Below are 18,914 nucleotides of genomic sequence, written 5' to 3'. Positions count from 1 at the left end.
CCGGAAGACCCGACACGGGAGAGACGATGAAGCCACGAACCGCGGTGAACCGGATCCTGCTGGCCCTGGCCGGCGTGGTGCTGCTGGGCGGCGGTCTGCTGGTACTCGCCGGCGGTCTGGACATCTACCGGCGCTGGAACCTCACACCGCCCGCCGACTGGCCGCTGTCCGCCCCGCACGACGTCCTGTTGAGCCGTGCCGACCGCACCCGCTGGACCGACGAGAGCTGGTGGTGGCCGACTGTGATCGCCGCCTTGGCGCTCGTCGTCCTGCTCTCCCTGTGGTGGCTGCTGGCCCAACGGCACCAGCGCCGCCCGGGCCGCCTGCCCGTCGGCGGAACGCCCCCGCAGGACGGCGTGGAACTGCGGGACCAGGCACTGAACGCTGCCCTCGCCGCCGACGCCGGCCAACTCCCCGGCGTCCACCGGGCCAAAGCCCGGCTGACGGGCCGCCCCACTGGACCCCAGGCCCGCCTCACCCTTCTCCTCACCCCTGACAGCGCCCCCACGGCAGTCCTGGACGCCCTGCGCCGCGGGCCCCTGGAGCACGCCCGCGAGTCCGCCGGCTGGGAAGACCTCCCCGCCGAGGTCCGGCTTCGCGTAGCCGGTCACGGCCCGCACCGCGTCGAGTGAGGCTTCGGCGTCACATCCGCAGCGCACATCGAACCTCAGGTCCGGGGCAGGCGTGAGTGCGGGACGCGGGCTGGACGCCCGCTGTGCTGGCTTTGGCACAGCTATCAGGGGAGGCATCATGACGTCGTCTCACGCGCACAGGTGGGGCCACCGGATCGCGAGTCCTCCCGGTCGGCGCCACGCGAAGGGAAAATCCGAGGGGTCCGAGGCGCTGACCGCCACGGGCCGGGCCGGCTTTGTCGCACGGGGCATCGTGTACGTCCTCGTCGGCGCTCTTGCCGTGCGGATCGCAGGCGGGGGCGGTGGGCGGGAGGCGGACCGTCAGGGTGCGCTGCAGCAGGTCGCGGCGCAGCCCTTCGGAAAGGTGATGCTGTGGGCGCTGGTCGTCGGTTTCGGGTGTATGGCGGTCTGGCGGGGTGCCCGTGCGGTCATGGCAACGGGGCCCCGGCGAAAGGCCGGTGCGCGGTTGCTGGACGGTGGCCGGGCGGTGTTCTACGCCTCGGTCTGCTGGGGGACGGCGGCCTTTGCCGCCGGCAGCGGCGGGTCGTCCAGCGGTGATGCGAAGTCGCAGGACTGGACTGCCTCGGCGCTGAAACTGCCGGGTGGGCAATGGCTGGTCGGTCTTGCGGGCTGTGTCCTGATCGGCGTCGGCGTGGTGCTTGCGGTGCGGGCCGCATTACGGCGTTTCCTGCGTCAACTGGACACCGGTGCGATGGGCCGCGGTACGCGGCGAGTCGTGACCGGCCTGGGTGTGGGCGGCGGTGTGGCGCGCGGCGTCGTGTTCGCCGGAGTGGGGGTCTTCGCCCTGGTGGCGGCGGTCCGCTTCGACCCGCACGAGGCCAAGGGCATGGACGCCACGCTCCGCAGCTTCACCCACACCCCGGCGGGACCCTGGCTGCTGGTCGCCGTCGCCGTCGGGCTGATTCTCTTCGGCGGCTTCTCCTTCGCGTCGGCGCGCTGGCGCCGCCTTTGAGCGGTCGCTCGGAGTCCGCAGGGCCTCCCGGGAGTGCCGGTCCCGGGAGGCGGCCGGGCATCCCATCCGCCCCAGGACGATACGTGGCTGCTCGCCCGCGCCCTGCGGGCAGCCGCGATCCGGCCCGGCCCACGGGTGCTGGATCTGTTCACGGGGCGCTCGCCCTGGTCGCTGTCCGGGCGGGGGCGGGGCGGGTGACCGCCGTCGACCTGTCGCCGTGGGCGGTGCTGGCGGCCCGGTGGGGTCGAGGGCCAGGAGTTCGAGGTCATCCCGGCCAATCCGCCGTACGTGGCCGCTCCCGGCCGCGCCCGCCCACCGCGTGGCGGACCCGCACTGGCCCGGGGCGCGGGCCCCGACGGCAGGGCTCTGCTCGACCGGCTGTGCACGGCGGCTCCGCCGCGCATGGCACCCGGCGGGACGCTGCTGCTGGTACAGGCCTCCCTCAGCGACGCCGGCCTCACCCTGGCGCTGCCGCGCGGCACCGGGCTCAAGGCGGCCGTCGCCGACCGTGCGACGGTGCCTCCTTCGGGCCGGTGATGCGCTCGCGCGCCGACCGGCTCCGGACGCGTGGCCTGGTGGCCCCGGACCAGAACGCCGAGGAACTGGTGGTGATCCGTGCCGACAAACCCCGCTACCCCCACCCCTGACCGTCCTGGCCGTCCGCGGCGGGTTAAGGCGCGGGACACGGGTAGGCGGAAAGTGTTAGCGACCAGCCGAGACGAGGAAGGTCTCCCATGCTGAAGGCCATTGCCGACGTCCTCCGCACGATCGGCGGCGCCATCGCCACCGTGGTCACGCTGCCCTTCCGGGCAGTCGCCCGCCTCTTCGGCGGCGCCTCGGACAGCGCGCACGGCCGCCACGCCTGATCGCACCGCAGAGCACAGGAGGTGGGCACATGCCCAGGGGATCGAACGCCAAGCGTGAACGGCAGTACGAGCACATCAAGGACAGCGCCGAGAAGCGCGGCGAGTCCGACAAGCGCGCCAAGGAGATCGCGGCGCGCACCGTCAACAAGGAGCGCGCCCGCGCCGGGGAGTCCCGCACCGCCAGCCGCACCTCGACCGAGGACATCTCCTCGTCCAGGCGTGGCGGTCTGCGCTCGCACTCCGGGTCCGAGGGCCCGACGAGGGACCAGCTGTACAACGAGGCCCGGCAGCGCAACGTCAAGGGCCGCTCGACCATGACCAAGGCCCAGCTGAGCAAGGCACTCGGCCACTGACAGCGTGCTCAGGTGGTGAGCAGGCGGTCGAAGAAGGACCGGTATTGCTGGAGGGCTATGCGCAGGTCCTCGGTGGCGACGTCCTCGCCGCGGTGCCATTGGCCTTCAGGGCCAGCGCCACCAGGGCCACGACGACCACGGTTAAAGGGTCTTCTGGGATCCGGCGAAGGACCGGCCGCCGGGGCCCACCGGCGCATGACGTCAGCGAGAGAAGTAGAAGCGCACAGTGGTGCCGTCCGGGCCGGAGTGGAGGCGTACGAGGTCGGCGAGGTGGTTGACCATCAGCAGTCCGCGGCCGTGCGGCTGATCGCGGGAGGGCGGTCGACGGCCGGCGAGCGGGTCTGTCAGGCGTCCTGCGTCGCGGACTTCGCACACCAGGCGGCTGTCCTCCGCCCAGACCCGTACGACGCCCGAGCCGTGGGCGTGCACGACGCTGTTGGTGATCAACTCTCCGATCGCCAGGGTGAGGTCGCCCATGCGGTCCTCGGTCAGGCCCAGGCGCGACGCCTGGGCCTCGGCGAAGTGGCGGGCGTCCGGCAGCAGATCCGCGTCGAAGGCGAACGAAGCCGCGCCGGACGGGTGGAGCAGCGGCAGGTTGTACGCGGCGGCGACGCGCTCGGGGGCGTAGGCGTCACTGGGCCGTTCGCGTCCGGCGTCTACGATCACGGGGTGGGTGGCACGGGCGTCGGCGAGGACGGCCGCGTCCAGCCGGGCGGTGTCGTAGGGACACAGGATGGTGACGTCCCGCCCGGAGAACGCCATGTTGATCAACGCCTCGTGCTGAACGCAGGCCGGATACTCCTCCGGGCTGCGGCCGGGCCAGATCGGCTCACCGATGATTCGCACCCGGCGGTTCGGGTGGATGTCCGCGAAGGCCCGCAGGACGCCCGGAATGATCCGGCCCGGATTCCGGCCGGCCTGTTCCATGTCGAGGCAGTGCACGTCGCCGGCGCGGTCGCCCAGCTCCGCCCGCAGCAGCTTGAGGTTGGCCGCGGGGACGGCAGCCGCCACCGGCTCTCCGGCGGCGAGCCCCTCCAGGAGGAACGGAACCGTCCCGGCCACGTACTCCTCGGTGTCCCGGTAGAACAGCGCCGGGTGGACGAACCGCCCGGCCGCGAGCGTCCCGTTCAGCATGGCGTCACCTCGATCGCCGTCAGACCGGGCCAGAAGATCTGCAGAGTGCGTCGCAGCACCTGAGGCGGCCGGTGCAGCACCATCCGCCGCCCTTCTCCCAGACGGCCGGCCGCGGCTGCCATCGCGGTCGCGCCCGCCACGTCGACATAGGTGATCGCGGAGAGTTCCAGGTGCACATCGCCGTCGTGGCCGACCAGTTCGTCCAGCGCGCGTTCCCACGCCACGTACGTCGGCAGGCAGACCTCGCCCGAGGCCCGCACCCCGTGCCGGTCCGCCAGCGGGCGGATGTCCAGTACGGCCGCGTACTGCCGGGCGCTGTGCGGGGGCTGGTGCGGGAACGACACTGGCGTGGCTCCCTTCGGGTGTTGCGGGCCGCAGTCGGCGGGTCTCAGACTAGCCGCCGGTCGCAACGGCGCGGCGGAGGTGCGAAGTTGGTTCGGATTCGTTTTCCGGGGTAGACGCGCACTGCCAGACAGACACCGCGCGAGGAGAGGACCTGAGATGACGGATCAGCTCACCGCCCCAGTCGTCGCCGACGCCACCTCGCAGGGCGCCGCCGCCTCGCAAAGCCGCACCGCTGACGGCACGATGAACACCGCTCAGGTGCGGGACGTCTCACGGACCATGTTCGCCCGCCTCGCGGTACTGGAGGAGGGCACCGAGGAGTACCAGTACGTCCGCAACACGCTCATCGAGCTGAACATGACGCTCGTGCGGTTCGCGGCCCGGCGCTTCGGCACCCGCGCCGAGCAGATGGAGGACATCCTCCAGGTCGGCACCATAGGACTGATCAAGGCGATCAATCGTTTCGACCCGGATTTCGGAGTCGAGTTCGTCACGTACGCGATGCCGACCATCGTTGGCGAGATCAAGCGGTTCTTCCGCGACACCAATTGGTCCGTTCGCGTCCCGCGCCGCCTCCAGGAACTGCGCATCCATATCGCGAAGGCCACCGACACCCTCGCCGCGGAACTCGGCCGCGCCCCCACCGTGCCCGAGCTGGCGGAGCGTCTGGAGGTCAGCGAGGCAGACGTGTCGGAGGCGATGGTCGCCGCCAACGCCTACACGGCCACCTCGCTGGACATCCCGGCGACCGACGGCGAGGACGGCGGCGCCTCGTGGGCGAGCCGCCTCGGCTACGAGGACCCCGCCCTGGAAGGCGTGGAGAACGTCAGCGCCCTCAAGCCGCTCATCGCGGCCCTGCCCGACCGCGACCGCGAGATCCTTTCCCTGCGCTTCGGCGCGGAGATGACCCAGGCGCAGATCGGGGCCGAACTGGGTTACTCGCAGATGCATGTCTCCCGCTTGCTGTCGCGCACCCTCAGGACGCTGCGGAGGCAGCTGCTGGCCGATTTCTGAGCAGAGCGGGCGGGTACGCCGCCCTGCTCCGCCCGCTCTCGTACCGCGAAGCCGCGCCGCTTACGGCCACGCCGCTTATGGCCGGGCTTCGGGATGTTCGCCTGCCCGCCCCTTGTGAGAGCATTCCCGTGGCGTCCGGGCCGGGACGTCGGATGCGAGCGTCAGCCCGCGGGCTACGGCTCCGTCCTGGCCGGTCGTAACCGAGATCAGCGCGGGTGGGGTGGCACAGATGCCGGAGTCCGTGAGGCCTCATGAGGCCCGTCAGGCAACGCCCCGAAGAGGGACTTCGGGACCGGCCGGAAACGATCACGTGGGCGAAGTCGAGCTGCGCAAACTGCTCGCGGGACTCACCGCCGTCCGGGACGGGGACTTCGGGACGCGGCTGCCCGCCTACGATGACGGGCTCCTCAGCGAGATCGCCCAGGTGTTCAACGGGATGGTGGACCAGCTGTCCCTGTTCACCTCCGAGGTGACCCGGGTGGCCCGCGAGGTCGGCACCGAGGGCCGCCTCGGCGGCCAGGCGGACGTGCCCGGCGTCGACGGCACCTGGAAGGACCTCACCGACTCGGTCAACGCGATGGCCGGGAACCTGACCACGCAGGTCCGCGACATCGCGCAGGTGGCCACGGCGGTCGCCAAGGGCGATCTGTCGCAGAAGATCACCGTGGACGCCCATGGCGAGATCCACGAGCTGAAGAGGACCATCAACACGATGGTCGACGAACTGTCGGCGTTCGCCGACGAGGTCACCCGGGTGGCCCGCGAGGTCGGCACCGAGGGCATTCTGGGCGGCCAGGCGCAGGTACCGGGCGTCGGCGGCACCTGGCGTGATCTGACGGACTCGGTCAACTTCATGGCGGGCAACCTCACCGCCCAGGTGCGGTCCATCGCCCGGGTGGCCACGGCCGTCGCGCAGGGCGACCTCACCCGCAAGATCGACGTCGACGCCCGCGGCGAGATCCTGGAGCTGAAGACGACCATCAACACGATGGTCGACCAGCTTTCCTCCTTCGCGGCCGAGGTCACCCGCGTCGCCCGCGAGGTCGGCACCGAAGGGCGGCTGGGCGGCCAGGCCGACGTCAAGGGCGTCTCCGGTACGTGGAAGGACCTCACCGAGTCCGTCAACGTGATGGGCGACAACCTGACCGCGCAGGTCCGCTCCATCGCCGAGGTCACCACGGCCGTCGCCCAGGGCGACCTGTCCCAGAAGATCCGGGTGGACGCCCGGGGCGAGATCCTTGAGCTCAAGGAGACCATCAACACGATGGTCGACCAGCTGTCGGCGTTCGCCGACGAGGTGACCCGGGTGGCCCGCGAGGTCGGCACCGAGGGCAATCTGGGCGGCCAGGCCACCGTACGGGGCGTGTCGGGCACCTGGAAGGACCTGACCGACAACGTCAACGTCATGGCGTCGAACCTCACCGGCCAGGTGCGTTCCATCGCCCAGGTGGCGACCGCCGTCGCCAAGGGCGACCTCTCCCAGAAGATCACCGTCGAGGCGAAGGGCGAGGTGGCGGCCCTCGCCGGGGTGATCAACACGATGGTGGACACACTGTCGGCGTTCGCCGGCGAGGTGACCCGGGTGGCCCGCGAGGTCGGCACCGAGGGCCAGCTCGGCGGGCAGGCCCAGGTGGCGAATGTGGCCGGCACCTGGAAGGACCTGACCGACAACGTCAACTCGATGGCGACCAACCTCACCAACCAGGTCCGCAACATCGCCCAGGTCACGACGGCCGTCGCGCAGGGCGACCTCACCCGCAAGATCGACGTCGACGCCCGCGGCGAGATCCTGGAGCTCAAGACCACCATAAACACGATGGTCGACCAGCTGTCCTCCTTCGCGGCCGAGGTCACCCGCGTCGCCCGCGAGGTCGGCAGCGAGGGCCGCCTCGGCGGCCAGGCCGAAGTCGAGGGCGTTTCTGGCACCTGGAAGCGGCTGACGGAGAACGTCAACGAGCTGGCCGGGAACCTCACCCGGCAGGTCCGGGCCATCGCCGGGGTCACCAGCGCCGTCGCCGAGGGTGACTTGACCCGTTCCATCACCGTGGACGCCTCCGGGGAGGTGGCCGAGCTCAAGGACAACATCAACTCGATGGTGGGCTCGCTGCGCGAGACCACCCGCGCCAACCAGGAACAGGACTGGCTCAAGACCAACCTGGCCCGGATCTCCGGCCTCATGCAGGGCCGGCGCGACCTCGCCGTCGTGGCGGAACTGATCATGGACGAGCTGACCCCGCTGGTCGCCGCGCAGTACGGCGCCTTCTACCTCGCCGAGGACGGCGAACACGGCACCGAACTCGGCCTGATCGCCTCCTACGGCCACCCGGACGCCGACGGCCGGCCGGTACGCTTCCGGCTGGGCCAGTCCCTGGTGGGCCAGGCCGCGCGCAGCAGGCGCACGATCGCCGTCGACGACCTGCCGGCCGGATACGTCACCGTCTCCTCCGGGCTGGGCTCCGCCTCGCCGGGCAGCCTGATCGTGCTGCCCATCGTGGTCGAGGACCAGGTGCTCGGCGTCATAGAGCTGGCGTCGGTGACCTCCTTCACCCCCGTCCACCGGGACTTCCTCGGCCAGTTGATGGAGACCGTGGGGGTCAACGTCAACACCATCGTCGCCAACGCCCGCACCGACGAGCTGCTCGGCGAATCGCAGCGGCTGGCCACCGAACTCCAGGCCCGTTCCGAGGAACTTCAGGTCCAGCAGGACGAGTTGCAGCGCTCCAACGCCGAACTGGAGGAGAAGGCGGCGCTGCTGGTCTCGCAGAACCGCGACATCGAGACGAAGAACCTGGAGATCGAGCAGGCCCGGCAGGAGCTGGAGGAGCGCGCCCACCAGCTCGCACTCGCCTCGAAGTACAAGTCGGAGTTCCTGGCCAACATGAGCCACGAACTGCGCACCCCGCTCAACAGCCTCCTGATCCTCGCCCAGCTCCTGGCCCAGAACCCCGGCCGCAACCTGACGTCCAAGCAGGTCGAGTACGCCGGCATCATCCACTCGGCGGGATCCGACCTGCTCCAGCTGATCGATGACATCCTCGACCTGTCGAAGGTCGAGGCCGGCAAGACCGACATCGCCCCCGAGCGGATGCCGCTGCGGCGTCTCCTGGAGTACGTCGAGGCCACCTTCCACCCCCTGACCGGCCAGAAGGGTCTGGACTTCCGGGTCAATCTCGCTCCCGGAGTCCCGTCGGAGCTGATCACCGACGACTCGCGGCTGCGCCAGGTGCTGCGCAACCTGCTGTCGAACGCCGTGAAGTTCACCGAGACCGGCGGTGTCGAGCTGCGGATCGCGCCGGTGCCCGAGCCGGACGTGCCGGCGGCCGTCCGCGGGCACGGTCCGGTCGTCGCGTTCTCGATCCTGGACACCGGCATCGGCATCGCGGAACAGCATCTCGAAACGATCTTCGGTGCGTTCCAGCAGGCCGACGGCACCACAAGCCGTAAGTACGGAGGCACCGGCCTGGGGCTTTCCATCAGCCGGGAGATCGCCCATCTGCTCGGCGGAGCGATCAGTGCGACCAGCACACCGGGCGAGGGCAGCACCTTCACCCTCCACCTGCCCGTGGCCTGGTTCGAACCCGGGGACGCCGGACCGCAGGAGCCTGCGGCGTCCGCCGCGTCGTCCGCTGCTGCGGCGGCCGGGCGCGCCGCCCCGGACGTGCGGCCGGCCGCGAGGCGTCTGCTGGTCGTCGAGGACCGGCCGCGGGGCCTGCTCTCGCTCGTCACCGAGAGCGCGGTGGCGGGGCTGACCGAGGGACGCACGGCCACCGACCCGCGAGGGCCCGTACGGATCCGTACGGTGACCGGTCCCGACGAGGCCGCGGTGGCGCTGGCCGGGGAGCCCTGCCATTGCGTCGTCCTCGACCTCGACATGGCCGGCGACGCCGCCGTGCGCATCCTCGACGCTCTCGACGGCGACCCGGCGCTGCGGCAGGTCCCGGTCCTGGCCCACCACACGCGCCGGCTGGATCCCGGCCGGGAGCGGCTGCTGCGGGACAGCGCCCGGGCCAAGCCACTGGAACTGCTGCCCAGCCTGGACGAGTTGCGTGAGCGCATCACCCTGCACCTGACGGCCGAACGGCTCTCCGACGTCCTGCCGCTGACCACCGTCCAGGCCGTCCGGGCCGTCCAGGGCCCGCCCGGCACGCTGGCCGGGCACACGGTGCTGGTGATCGACGACGACGCCCGCAACGTCTACGCCCTCACCGGCATGCTGGAGCTGCACGGGGTACGTGTCCTGCACGCGGGCAACGGCCGCGAGGGCGTCGACATGCTCCTCGGGCACCCTGACGTCGAACTGATCCTGATGGACATCATGATGCCCGAAATGGACGGATACGCTGCCACCGTCGCGATCCGGGCCATGCCCGAGCACCAGGACGTGCCGATCATCGCCGTCACGGCCAAGGCGATGGAAGGGGACCGGGAGAAGAGTCTGGCCGCGGGCGCCAACGACTACATCACCAAACCCGTCGACATCGACGCCCTGATCACCTGCATGCACCGCTGGCTGAGTCCGTGAGCGACGACCGTGAGGGCGTCGAGGCGCTGGCCCTCACGATCGAGCACCTGCGTCACGACGTGCGGGCCGCGCGGGAGTCGGCGGACGCGCGTGTGCTGATCGCCATCGCCACCGGCATCCTGGTCGAGCGGGGTCAGGGCGGCCCCGCCGAGGCCGCCCGGCATCTGCGTCAGCTCGCCGACACCGCCGGGATGCCGCTGCTGGAGGTCGCCGCCGACATCGTGCACGCCACCGCCCAGGACCGGCTGTCCGAGGCGTTGCCCCCCGAGCCGCCCTCGCCCGCCGAAACCCCCGAAACCCCCGAAACCCCCGAAACCCCGGGGCACCGTGCCTGCGTGCTGCGCCTGCGGTCGGCCGAGGCGGCCACCCTGTCCGACGATCCGCAGGCCGCCGCCGAGGCCCTGCTGAGCCAGGCGCTCGCGCCGCTCGGCTGCACCGCGCTGGCCGTATGGCGGCCCACCGGCGACGGTTCACTGAGCCTCGCGGGCCATGCGGGATTCGCCGCCGCCGAGGCCGAGCAGTGGCGTTACGTACCCCCCGGTGTCGGCACCCTCCCCCAGCGGGCCCTGGAGGCGGGCAGCCCCGGCTGGTACGCGGTGCTGCCGCCCGCGACCCCGGGGATCGGCAGGCGCGAGGGGACCGCGGGGGCACGGGCGACCGTCCCCGCCCTGCTCGGGGGACGCGTCCTCGGCGTGCTGGAGCTGTGCTGGCCCGCACGTCGGGCGGCCCTGAGCCCGGGGGAGAGCCGTCAGCTGGACGTGCTCGCCGACCTGTGCGCCCACACCCTCGCGGACAGCGCCGCGACGGGCACCGACCCGGTCGGTGCGTCGCATGGGGGGACCGGGCCGCTCGCCGCGCTCGCCGACGCCCTGCTGGATCCCGCGCTGGTGCTGCGACCGCACTTCGACGGACAGGGCGGAGTCGGCGACTTCCTCATCAGCCACGTCAACCAGCGGTTCGACGACACGGCCGGGGGGACCGGCGCGTCCATCACCGGCATGCGGCTGCTGGAGGCGTACCCACTGGCCGCCCGCGAGGGCGACCTGTACGGCTTGGTGCGGCGGGTGCACGCGACCGGAGAGCCGTTCCGCGCCGAGCGGATGCCGCTGGCCGCGCTGCGCGGCTCGGCGCCGCTGACCGCCATGGCGGCGGTGGGCATCGGCCGTTACGGCGAGGAAGTGCTGCTCACCTGGCGCGCCGAGGACGAGGCGGCCCGCCTCAGCGGCCTGCTGGAACACGTCCAACGGCTGGGCCGCATCGGCGGGTTCGAGGAGAATCTCGTCACCGGCGAGATCACCTGGAGCAGCCAGGTGTTCGCCCTGCACGGGCTGCCGCCCGGTTCCTCCCCCGTCCCGCTGGAGCGGCTGCACCGCAACGCGCACCCCGACGACGTGGTGGCCGTCCGCCGTTTCGTGCGCACCCTGCTGCACTCCCACCGCCCCGCGTCCACTGCGTTCCGGCTGCGGCGCGAGGACGGCGTCGTCCGGCACATCCGCGTCATCGCCGAACCTGTCACCGACTCCGCCGGTGACCTGCCGGCCGTCCGGGGCGCCTACCAGGACGTCTCCGCGCAGCACTGGACGGAGGTCGCGCTCGCCGCGACGCGCGACCGGCTCGCGGACACCGAGGAGCGCGTCGTCGAACGCAACCGGCTGGCCCTGCAGCTCCAGCAGGCCATCATGCCGCCCGCGCCCGCCCCCATCGACACCGCCGGTCTGCGGGTGGCCGTCCGCTACCGCCCCGCCGAGAAGGAGCACCTGGTGGGCGGCGACTGGTACGACGCCGTCGTTCTGCCGTCCCAGCAGATCCTCCTCACGGTCGGCGACATCGCCGGACACGGGATCGAGGCCGCCACCGGCATGGTCGTCCTGCGCAACGCCCTGCGCGGACTGGCTGCCACCGGTGCCGGGCCCGCCCAGCTCCTGGCCTGGCTCAACACCGTCGCCCACCACCTCGCCGAGCAGATCACCGCCACCGCCGTCTGCGGCCTGTACTCCCCGCAGACCGGCCTCCTGCGCTGGGCCCGCGCCGGCCATCTGGCCCCCTTGCTCGTCCGCGACAGCGAGGCCAGATCCCTGCCGCTGCCCCGCGGCATGCTCCTCGGAGCCCTCCCCGACGCGACATACGAGGAACAACGGCTCACCCTCGCCGGCGGCGACCGCCTGCTGCTCTACACCGACGGCCTGATCGAGCGCCGGGGTGTCTCCGTCGACCATTCCATGGAACAGCTCGCCGCCCTGGCCTCCGGCCCGCTGCCCGATCTCGACGAGCAACTGGACCGCCTTCTCACCCACAGCCGGTCCGACACCGACGACGACACCTGTCTCATCGGCCTCCAGGTCCACTGACAACTGTCGACCGTGGCCGTACGGAGATCTCCGGCGGCGGCACTGTCGTCCTCGTGGTCACGCCGAGCAGTGGCGGCGACGGCGGGTCCAGCACCACACCGTCGTCCGGCAGCGGCAGCGGCAGCGGCGGCAGCGGCGGCAGCGGCGGGTCGGGCACCACGCTGTCGTCCGGCAGCGGCTCAACGGCGTCGGCGAGCGCCGAACCCAGTGCGTCGTCCTCCGACTCGGCGCCGTCCCCCGGCGCGAACCCCCCCGCTCCCGCTTCCGGGATGACGCGCGCAGCTCGCTCAGCCGGTGGTCTGCCGGTCCTGTCCGGTGCGAACCGCCCGCACGCAGGTGCGGGCCGAGGCGGGAGTGAGGCCGGCGGCGGTGAGCGCGGCGATCGCCCCCGCCTCGCCCGTGGGGTCGCTCCAGGCGGAGGGGTCCTGCGCCTCGAGGACGGTCAGGACCAGAGACTCGACGGCCTGGGCGAGGATGGGCGCGGGGAGGTCGAGAGCGAAGACGCCCTCGTGCTGACCGCGTTCCAGGAGCGAAGTGGCCTCCGCACGGGCCGGGGCGAGGGCGGCGCGGATGCCTTCCTCGCCGAGGTCGCGGCGGCCGAGGGAGATGAGCATGCGGTAGCGGTCGCCGACGGCCCAGACCGCCAGGGTCATCCGAGCCAGCGCAGTCGCGGGGTCCGTGCCGGGCCGTCGGGCGTCGGTGAACGCTTGCTCCACCGACTGTGCCGCCTCCTCCGCGAGCGCTGCGATGAGCGCCTGCCGGCTGGGGAAGTGCCCGTAGAGGGTACGCCGTACGACGCCTGCGGCGCGGGCGATGTCGTCCAGGCTCGCGTCCGGGTCGCGAGCGAACTCCTGGCGGGCGCAGGCCAGGATGCGCGCCCGGTTGGAACGGGCATGGCTGCGCTGCGGCGTCGAGGGCGGGCGGGCGGTCATGCTGCGGCTCCTGTCGGGACGATGCGCGTGCGCTTCATCCGCGCCATACTTGCACAACTCTGTGCATGCAGCATGTGGCCGCGCATCGCGGGAGGCGCGTGCCGATGATGTGGCAGTGCACGTCGATGCAGTGGGGGCCGCTGCGTGCGGTCGTGGCGGCGCTGGGACTGCTGCTTGCGGCGCGGGCGGTGTTGAGGGGGCGGCCGTTGTGGCTCCGGCGAGTGGCACGGCTGCTTTGAGGATTCCGCGGCGCCTCATGCCGCGTGCGGTGTTGTCGGTGGTCGTCATTGCGGCTCCTTGCGTTTGCCGCTGAGGGCGGGGACGGTGTTCTCGGGGTGGGCGAGGGAGTGGGCGGCGAGGCGGAACTGGTCGAGCTTGTCGATGATGGTCTGGCCGACGGGGGTGTGACCCCAGATGCTGATGCCCTGGTGGGTGGTGGGCTGCCAGGTGGTCTCGTCGATGACGATGGGGTTCCAGCCGACCTCCCATTCGAAGCCGGAGGGGGTGCGGGCGTAGTAGGACAGCTCTTTGTCGTTGGTGTGCTGGCCGACGGAGAGGGCCATGTCGAAGCCGAGTTCGTGGACGCGCTGGTAGCTCTGGGCGACGTCGTCGAGGGTGGCGGCCTGGATGTTGAGGTGCTGGACGCGGGTGCGGACCGGGTCGACCGGCAGGCCGCGGACGGCGGCGATGGCGATGGAGTGGTGGCGTTCGTTGACGCGCAGGAAGCGGATCTTGAGTTTGACGCCGCTGATGGTCTCGTCGATGTAGTCGGTGAGGCGGGCGTCGAAGACGGTGTTGAAGTAGCCCCGGAGCTGCGTCGGCCTGGTGGAGGTGATCGCGACGTGGCCCATCCCCGAGTCGCCGGTGACGAAGCCGGAGGCGAGCATGCGCAGCGGCTCGGCCGATGTCACCGGGGTGGTGTAGATCTCCTGCGTGATGCCCTTGGGGCCGGGGAAGCGCAGCAGGCGTTCGACCCCGCGCAGGGCGGCCTCTTCCGGGGTGCCTTCGACGAGCGGGACGCCGTGGGCGCGGATGCGGGCCTCGATCCGCTCGAAGGTGGCGTGGTCGTCGATGTGCCAGCCGGTGGCGACGACGTCCTCGGCGGGGCCGCGTTGGAGCAGGAAGCGGCATTCCTGGTCGTCGAGGCGGAAGCGCATCAGGCCGGTGTCGGGGGCGTCGTGGTGCATGCCGATGGCGTCGGTGCCGAAGCGGCGCCAGTCGGTGAAGCGGTTGGTCTCGATGACGATGTAGCCGAGGTGGACCGAGCCGAAGACGGAGGAAGCGGCGGTGTTCATCGGCGGGCTGCCAGGAAGTCGGCGCACAGCCGGTTGAAGAGCTCGGCTCGTTCGAACTGGACCCAGTGGCCGGTGTTGGCGGCCAGGTAGAGGTCGCAGTTGGGCATGCGGTCCGCCAGCATGGGGCCGCCGGACGGCCGGTTGACCTTGTCCCGGCTGCCCCACAGGACCAGGGTCGGCACGGGCAGCCGGGACAGGCGCTGGTCGCGGGTGAAGTCCATCTTCCACAGGGTGCGCAGGGCGTTGGGGCCGGAGGGGCGGCGCAGCGGTGGGGCGGCGACGACCTCGGGGTCGATGCTCGCCTGGTAGCGCGCGTCGATCGTGGAGTCCGGGACGTCGGCGGCGTTGAAGACGAGGTAGTTGCGGATGAACTTCTCCAGCTTCAGCCGGGAAGGCCCATCCCCGCCGTAGTAGTTCAGCAGGCTGTTCAGGCCCGCCGTGGGCAGCGCGCGGGTGGTGCCGATGCCGCCGGGGCCCATCAGCACCATGCGGTCGACGCGGTCGGGGGTGTCCAGGGCCAGGCGCAGGGCGCAGGCGCCGCCGTAGGAGTTGCCGACCAGGTGGGCGCGGTCCAGGGCGAGGTGGTCCAGGACGCCCCGGATGGCGTCGGCGAGGTACCCGAACGGATCGGCGCCGTCGATGCCCTTGGTGCTGCGTCCGTAGCCGGGCAGGTCGGGGACGATGACCCGGTACTCCTTCGCCAGCGCGGCGATGTTCCGGGCGTAGTTGGAGATGCCGGAGGCACCGGGGCCGCCGCCGTGCAGCAGCAGTACGGGCGGGCCCTCTCCCGTCTCCGCGACGAAGATCTTCTTGCCTGCGATGTCGAGCAGGTACTCCTGCATCGTGCCCCGCCGGACGTGGCCGGAGCCGTGACCACCGCGCCGGCCATCGGCACCCTGGTGTTCGCCATCATCGAGGGCAACGAGAAGGGCTGGACCGAGCCCTTGGTCATCGGCGCCTTTGTCGTCACGGTGGTGTCCTTCGCCGCCTACGCCTACCTCGGTCTGCGCAACGAGCACCCGCTGCTCGACCCGGCCCTGTTCGGCATCCGCGGCTTCCGCGCCGGTGCCATCACCGTCCTGGTGCAGTTCATGGCCGTCTTCGGGTTCTTCTTCGTCGGCCTGCAGTACCTGCAACTCATCCTCGATTACAGCCCGTTGAAGGCCGCCGCCGCACTCGTCCCGGTCGCCGTGGTCGTCCTGCCCACTTCCCAGGCGACCCCGCGCCTGGTGCGCCGCGTCGGCATGAAGATCACCATGACTGTCGGCCTGCTCCTGCTCGGCGCCGGCCTGTTCGTCATCTCCCTCCTCGACGTCGACTCCGGCTACCTGCCCTTCCTCGGCGGTCTGATCCTGGCGGGCTTCGGCATCGGCCTGAGCGGGACCGTCGGCACCGCCGCCATCGCCGGCTCCCTCGGCCGCGGCCAGCAGGGCGTCGCCTCCGCCATGAACGACACCACCCGCGAGGTCGGATCGGCCGTCGGCATCGCCCTCATGGGCTCGATCTACGGCAGCCACTACCGCTCCTCCCTCCCCGACTCGGTGAGCCGGCTGCCCGCCGACACCGCCGAGTCCGTACGCCACTCGGCCGCCGCCGGCCTCTACGTCGCCGACCGCCTCGGCGCCCAGGGTGCGGCCCTCGCCGACGGAGTCAAAGCCGCCTTCATGGACGGCCTGTCCGCCTCCCTGATCGCCGTGTGCGTCGTCGTCCTCGCCGCCGCCATAGGCGCCCTCCTTCGCGCACCGAAGGCGCCGCCCACCTCGGACTGACGCGGCCCGAACACTGATGAGTGAAGATTCAAACACAAGTCGGTACAGTGTGCTCATGCACACGACGCCCCGCTGGCTCGACGCCGAGGAAGAACGGGCCTGGCTGGCCTACGTCGATTTCTCCACCCTGCTCGCCGACTACCTGCACCGGCAGCTGCGGCGGGACGCCGGCATGACGCACGCCGACTACAGCCTGCTGTCCCACCTGTCCTCGGCGCCGGACCAGGCCCTGGGCATGTCCGAGCTGGCCAGACGTCTGAAGATCACCCGCAGCCGCCTCACCCATGCCGTGAACCGGCTGTGCGAGGCCGGTCTCGTCGACCGGAGCGAGGACCCCGCCGACGGGCGCGGCCAGCTGGCCGTCCTCACCGACGAGGGGCTCACTCTTCTGGAGCGGGCCGCGCCCGGTCACGTGGAAGCCGTACGCCGGGCCGTCTTCGACGCCCTCACCCCGGACCAGGTACGACAGCTCGCCGATATCGGCGAGACGATCAGCGAAGCCCTGCACCGGGTCGAGGCCACCGAGACCGACCCGGCGGTGCTGCCCTGGCGCCGTCGCTAGAAGACGGTCACCTCGCGGCTGTAGAGGACGAACGAGTGTGAGGGGTCGTAAAAGGCGCCGGCCCCGGCGGAATGCTCCCTCAGCGACCGTTCGTAGGAGGGGAAGTGGGTCAGCGCGTCGTCCGGGGAGTCGTAGCAGAGGGCGGCGACCCCTTCGTACGCGGGCTTGTCCCGGCCGCCGAAGTGGCGCAGCACCTTCTCCGCCCCTGGCACCGGCCGGTGCTGGACGTAACCGCGCAACGCCTTGGCCAGTGACTCCTCCCCGCCCAGCGCCTTCTCGTGCGCGGCGTGCCACCGCTCCGTGAAGCCTTCCGGGTCCAGGGCCGGCCCTTCCGACCTGCGGAGGAAGTGAAGCACCTTCACCCGGCCCTCGTTCTCGGAGGCCGGCGGGGGGATGAGAACCGTGGGGCGGGCCAGCAGGGCCAGGGCGCTGGGCATGTCGTTGAAGTGGGCGCCGTCGGGGCCGATGACCTCGCGGGTGTACGGATCGGCCATCGTGGCGGCCAGCGCCTCCATGTTCTCGAAGTGCAGCTCGGTGACGGAGTCCCGGCCGACGTCGGTCAGGTACGCCGGGTCCTCCTCGCTGCCGAATGACGAGTCGAACACGTGGTTCTGGACGTAGCGTCGAACCTGGAGGGGATTCGCGGCGGCGAGGGAGCCGTGCACGTACTGCAGGTAGTGCAGAAATGCCTGGTGCGTCATTCCCGGCCTGCGGCGGATGGCGGCGATCAGATTCAGCATGTTTCTCCAGCTCAAAGAGTCCCGTCTCGATGGGTGTTCAGTGGGCCGTCTGCTCGCGCAGTTCCGCCGCCGCGACCGGCCGGCGCCGTCGGCCGGCAAGGCCGAGTGCGACGGCGGTGCCTGCGGCGACGACCGCGAGTACCCCCAGAGCGTCTGCCCGGCTGCCGACCGCGGAGGTGAGCGCGAGCACCACGAGCGGGCAGATGAACTGGCCGATGAAGAAGGAACCCGTCCACAGGCCGGTGCCGCGACCGCGGTCGGCGTACTCCAGCTTGGACATGGCGAGGGTGAGCAGGCTCGGCAGCATGACGCCGCCACCGAAGCAGTTGATCACGGCGCCGACGGTCAGGACGACAGGGTTGGGCGCGAACCAGATCACCGAGAAGCCGAGGGCGCACACGGCGAAGACGGCGGGCAGCCAGGCGTCCGGGCTGCGGCCGAGTCTGGTGAAGACAGCGGCGCCGATCACGGTCGCGAGGCTGGCGACGGCGATGGCCAGTCCGATCACGCGGGTGTCGGTCACGCCCATGTCGTCCAGGAGGAAGGACATCTCCACCTGGACGGTGTAGAAGACGACGCTGCCGAGAACGGTCAGCGCGCACGTCCCGGCGAGCAGCCGCCAGGGGAAGGGCCGCTTGGCGGCCGGCTCCGAGGCGGTGGGGGAGGGGGCTTCCGTCCGGCCGGCCGGACGGGGCCGGGGCAGGAAGGCGGCCATGGCGGGGGCGAGCAGCAGGCTCATGGCGTATGCCCAGAACGGTGTGCGCCAGCCGGCCGATCCGGCCGCGCCGCCCAGGACGAAGAAGGCCGTCGCGGAGATCGAGGCGCACATCGTCTGCAGGGCCAGGTAGCGGTCGCGTTGCCGGCCGGAGTAGTAGTCGCCGATCAGCGTGGTGCAGCAGGTCATGATGGCGGCTTCGGCGACGCCGACGAGGGCGCGGCTGGCGACGATCGCGCCGAGGGAGTCCAGCCACAGCGGGGCGGTGCCGAGGACCGCATACAGCAGGGTGGCGATGACGAGCAGGCGCTTGCGGCCGAGCCGGTCGACGATGACGCCGGCGAAGGGGGCCAGCAGCGCCAGGGACAGTGCGGGGATCGTCAGGGCCATCGGGACCAGCGCGGCGGCGCCCGGCACGTCGGCGAAGTGGTCCTGCATCTGCGGCAGGACCGGGGCGATGAGCACGGCGCCCAGGATGGGCAGACAGCTGCCGGCCATCAGCAGGGTGATGCGGAGCCGGTGGCCGGGACCGGACACGGTCTGCTCGGACGGGACGTCCTGCGCGGCTGCGAGCGGCGGGGACGGGAGCGGGGGCACGGGTGCGGGCATGCGGGAACTCCACCTGGCGTAGCGGGAAGGGAAAGGGCTGGTGCGGCCACCGTTTCCGAGGCCGCCCGGAGCACGGGGCAGGGCCGGAGCCTGCGGCACCGATGA

At 71.6% G+C, this 18,914-nt stretch carries 17 protein-coding genes; 10 read left to right on the top strand and 7 right to left on the bottom strand.

What is annotated here, in order from left to right; genetic code table 11:
- The first annotated feature begins 26 nt into the window (after positions 1-26).
- From OG607_RS06145 to OG607_RS06125, 5 genes are all read left to right on the top strand, one after another.
- On the top strand, positions 27-632 hold the full coding sequence (locus tag OG607_RS06145) for an alkaline shock response membrane anchor protein AmaP (protein ID WP_405719774.1): 606 nt from the start codon (positions 27-29) through the stop codon (positions 630-632).
- Between the two features lie 118 nt (positions 633-750).
- The gene (locus tag OG607_RS06140; RefSeq protein WP_405719772.1) at positions 751-1,605 is read left to right on the top strand and encodes a DUF1206 domain-containing protein; all 855 of its coding nucleotides are present in this window, start codon (positions 751-753) and stop codon (positions 1,603-1,605) included.
- 288 nt (positions 1,606-1,893) lie between these two features.
- Positions 1,894-2,142 carry a hypothetical protein gene (locus tag OG607_RS06135; RefSeq protein ID WP_405719770.1) on the top strand — a complete coding sequence of 83 codons (249 nt, stop codon included), beginning with the start codon at positions 1,894-1,896 and terminating at the stop codon, positions 2,140-2,142.
- A 197-nt stretch (positions 2,143-2,339) separates the two neighbouring features.
- Positions 2,340-2,471: an LPFR motif small protein gene (locus OG607_RS06130; RefSeq protein WP_405719768.1), complete on the top strand. Its 132-nt coding sequence runs from the start codon at positions 2,340-2,342 to the stop codon at positions 2,469-2,471.
- A 29-nt stretch (positions 2,472-2,500) separates the two neighbouring features.
- Entirely contained in the window at positions 2,501-2,824 is a 324-nt protein-coding gene (locus tag OG607_RS06125) for a plasmid stabilization protein (protein ID WP_405719766.1), read from the top strand.
- 201 nt (positions 2,825-3,025) lie between these two features.
- On the opposite strand, the gene OG607_RS06120 is transcribed toward OG607_RS06125, so the two are convergent.
- Entirely contained in the window at positions 3,026-3,958 is a 933-nt protein-coding gene (locus OG607_RS06120; RefSeq protein ID WP_405719764.1) for an anti-sigma factor RsbA family regulatory protein, read from the bottom strand.
- Positions 3,952-4,302: an STAS domain-containing protein gene (locus OG607_RS06115; protein ID WP_405719762.1), complete on the bottom strand. Its 351-nt coding sequence runs from the start codon at positions 4,300-4,302 to the stop codon at positions 3,952-3,954. The genes OG607_RS06120 and OG607_RS06115 overlap by 7 nt, the downstream gene beginning before the upstream one ends.
- Before the next feature lie 157 nt (positions 4,303-4,459).
- Here OG607_RS06115 and OG607_RS06110 point away from each other — a divergent pair, with 157 nt between their 5' ends.
- From OG607_RS06110 to OG607_RS06100, 3 genes are all read left to right on the top strand, one after another.
- Positions 4,460-5,317 (top strand): RNA polymerase sigma factor SigF, encoded by an 858-nt coding sequence (locus OG607_RS06110; RefSeq protein WP_405719760.1) that lies wholly within the window; start codon positions 4,460-4,462, stop codon positions 5,315-5,317.
- Between the two features lie 310 nt (positions 5,318-5,627).
- Positions 5,628-9,839, top strand: a complete 4,212-nt coding sequence (locus OG607_RS06105; protein ID WP_405719758.1) for a HAMP domain-containing protein — start codon at positions 5,628-5,630, stop codon at positions 9,837-9,839.
- Complete coding sequence (locus OG607_RS06100) at positions 9,836-12,187, top strand: SpoIIE family protein phosphatase (RefSeq protein ID WP_405719756.1); 2,352 nt, start codon at positions 9,836-9,838, stop codon at positions 12,185-12,187. Before OG607_RS06105 ends, OG607_RS06100 begins: the two co-directional genes overlap by 4 nt.
- A gap of 287 nt (positions 12,188-12,474) precedes the next feature.
- On the opposite strand, the gene OG607_RS06095 is transcribed toward OG607_RS06100, so the two are convergent.
- The 3 genes from OG607_RS06095 to OG607_RS06085 form a co-directional block, all read right to left on the bottom strand.
- Positions 12,475-13,119, bottom strand: a complete 645-nt coding sequence (locus tag OG607_RS06095) for a TetR/AcrR family transcriptional regulator (RefSeq protein WP_405719754.1) — start codon at positions 13,117-13,119, stop codon at positions 12,475-12,477.
- Between the two features lie 284 nt (positions 13,120-13,403).
- Positions 13,404-14,414: a VOC family protein gene (locus tag OG607_RS06090; protein ID WP_405719752.1), complete on the bottom strand. Its 1,011-nt coding sequence runs from the start codon at positions 14,412-14,414 to the stop codon at positions 13,404-13,406.
- Positions 14,411-15,256, bottom strand: coding sequence for an alpha/beta fold hydrolase (locus OG607_RS06085; RefSeq protein ID WP_405719750.1), 846 nt, complete (start codon positions 15,254-15,256; stop codon positions 14,411-14,413). Before OG607_RS06085 ends, OG607_RS06090 begins: the two co-directional genes overlap by 4 nt.
- 27 nt (positions 15,257-15,283) lie before the next feature.
- Between OG607_RS06085 and OG607_RS06080 the strand changes: the two genes are divergently transcribed.
- Both OG607_RS06080 and OG607_RS06075 read left to right on the top strand, forming a co-directional pair.
- A complete protein-coding gene (locus tag OG607_RS06080; protein ID WP_405719748.1) occupies positions 15,284-16,183 on the top strand; it encodes an MFS transporter in 900 nt (299 codons plus the stop codon).
- Between the two features lie 55 nt (positions 16,184-16,238).
- The gene (locus tag OG607_RS06075; RefSeq protein ID WP_405719746.1) at positions 16,239-16,745 is read left to right on the top strand and encodes a MarR family winged helix-turn-helix transcriptional regulator; all 507 of its coding nucleotides are present in this window, start codon (positions 16,239-16,241) and stop codon (positions 16,743-16,745) included.
- On the opposite strand, the gene OG607_RS06070 is transcribed toward OG607_RS06075, so the two are convergent.
- Positions 16,742-17,485, bottom strand: a complete 744-nt coding sequence (locus tag OG607_RS06070; RefSeq protein WP_405719744.1) for an EthD domain-containing protein — start codon at positions 17,483-17,485, stop codon at positions 16,742-16,744. The genes OG607_RS06075 and OG607_RS06070 overlap by 4 nt on opposite strands.
- A gap of 37 nt (positions 17,486-17,522) precedes the next feature.
- Positions 17,523-18,809 (bottom strand): MFS transporter, encoded by a 1,287-nt coding sequence (locus OG607_RS06065; protein ID WP_405719742.1) that lies wholly within the window; start codon positions 18,807-18,809, stop codon positions 17,523-17,525.
- Positions 18,810-18,914 lie beyond the last annotated feature (105 nt).

Source organism: Streptomyces sp. NBC_01537, from assembly GCF_045040445.1.
Classification (GTDB): domain Bacteria; phylum Actinomycetota; class Actinomycetes; order Streptomycetales; family Streptomycetaceae; genus Actinacidiphila.
The sequence above is the reverse complement of the archived record's forward strand: the minus strand, read 5'-3'. Positions and strand labels throughout refer to the sequence as shown.

Coding starts and splice junctions, on each gene's coding strand:
- OG607_RS06075 (WP_405719746.1), top strand. CDS start 16,239: ATGCACACGACGCCCCGCTGGCTCGACGCCGAGGAAGAACGGGCCTGG.
- OG607_RS06110 (WP_405719760.1), top strand. CDS start 4,460: ATGACGGATCAGCTCACCGCCCCAGTCGTCGCCGACGCCACCTCGCAG.
- OG607_RS06090 (WP_405719752.1), bottom strand. CDS start 14,414: ATGAACACCGCCGCTTCCTCCGTCTTCGGCTCGGTCCACCTCGGCTAC.
- OG607_RS06065 (WP_405719742.1), bottom strand. CDS start 18,809: ATGCCCGCACCCGTGCCCCCGCTCCCGTCCCCGCCGCTCGCAGCCGCG.
- OG607_RS06145 (WP_405719774.1), top strand. CDS start 27: ATGAAGCCACGAACCGCGGTGAACCGGATCCTGCTGGCCCTGGCCGGC.
- OG607_RS06120 (WP_405719764.1), bottom strand. CDS start 3,958: ATGCTGAACGGGACGCTCGCGGCCGGGCGGTTCGTCCACCCGGCGCTG.
- OG607_RS06085 (WP_405719750.1), bottom strand. CDS start 15,256: ATGCAGGAGTACCTGCTCGACATCGCAGGCAAGAAGATCTTCGTCGCG.
- OG607_RS06070 (WP_405719744.1), bottom strand. CDS start 17,485: ATGCTGAATCTGATCGCCGCCATCCGCCGCAGGCCGGGAATGACGCAC.
- OG607_RS06125 (WP_405719766.1), top strand. CDS start 2,501: ATGCCCAGGGGATCGAACGCCAAGCGTGAACGGCAGTACGAGCACATC.
- OG607_RS06140 (WP_405719772.1), top strand. CDS start 751: ATGACGTCGTCTCACGCGCACAGGTGGGGCCACCGGATCGCGAGTCCT.
- OG607_RS06130 (WP_405719768.1), top strand. CDS start 2,340: ATGCTGAAGGCCATTGCCGACGTCCTCCGCACGATCGGCGGCGCCATC.
- OG607_RS06095 (WP_405719754.1), bottom strand. CDS start 13,119: ATGACCGCCCGCCCGCCCTCGACGCCGCAGCGCAGCCATGCCCGTTCC.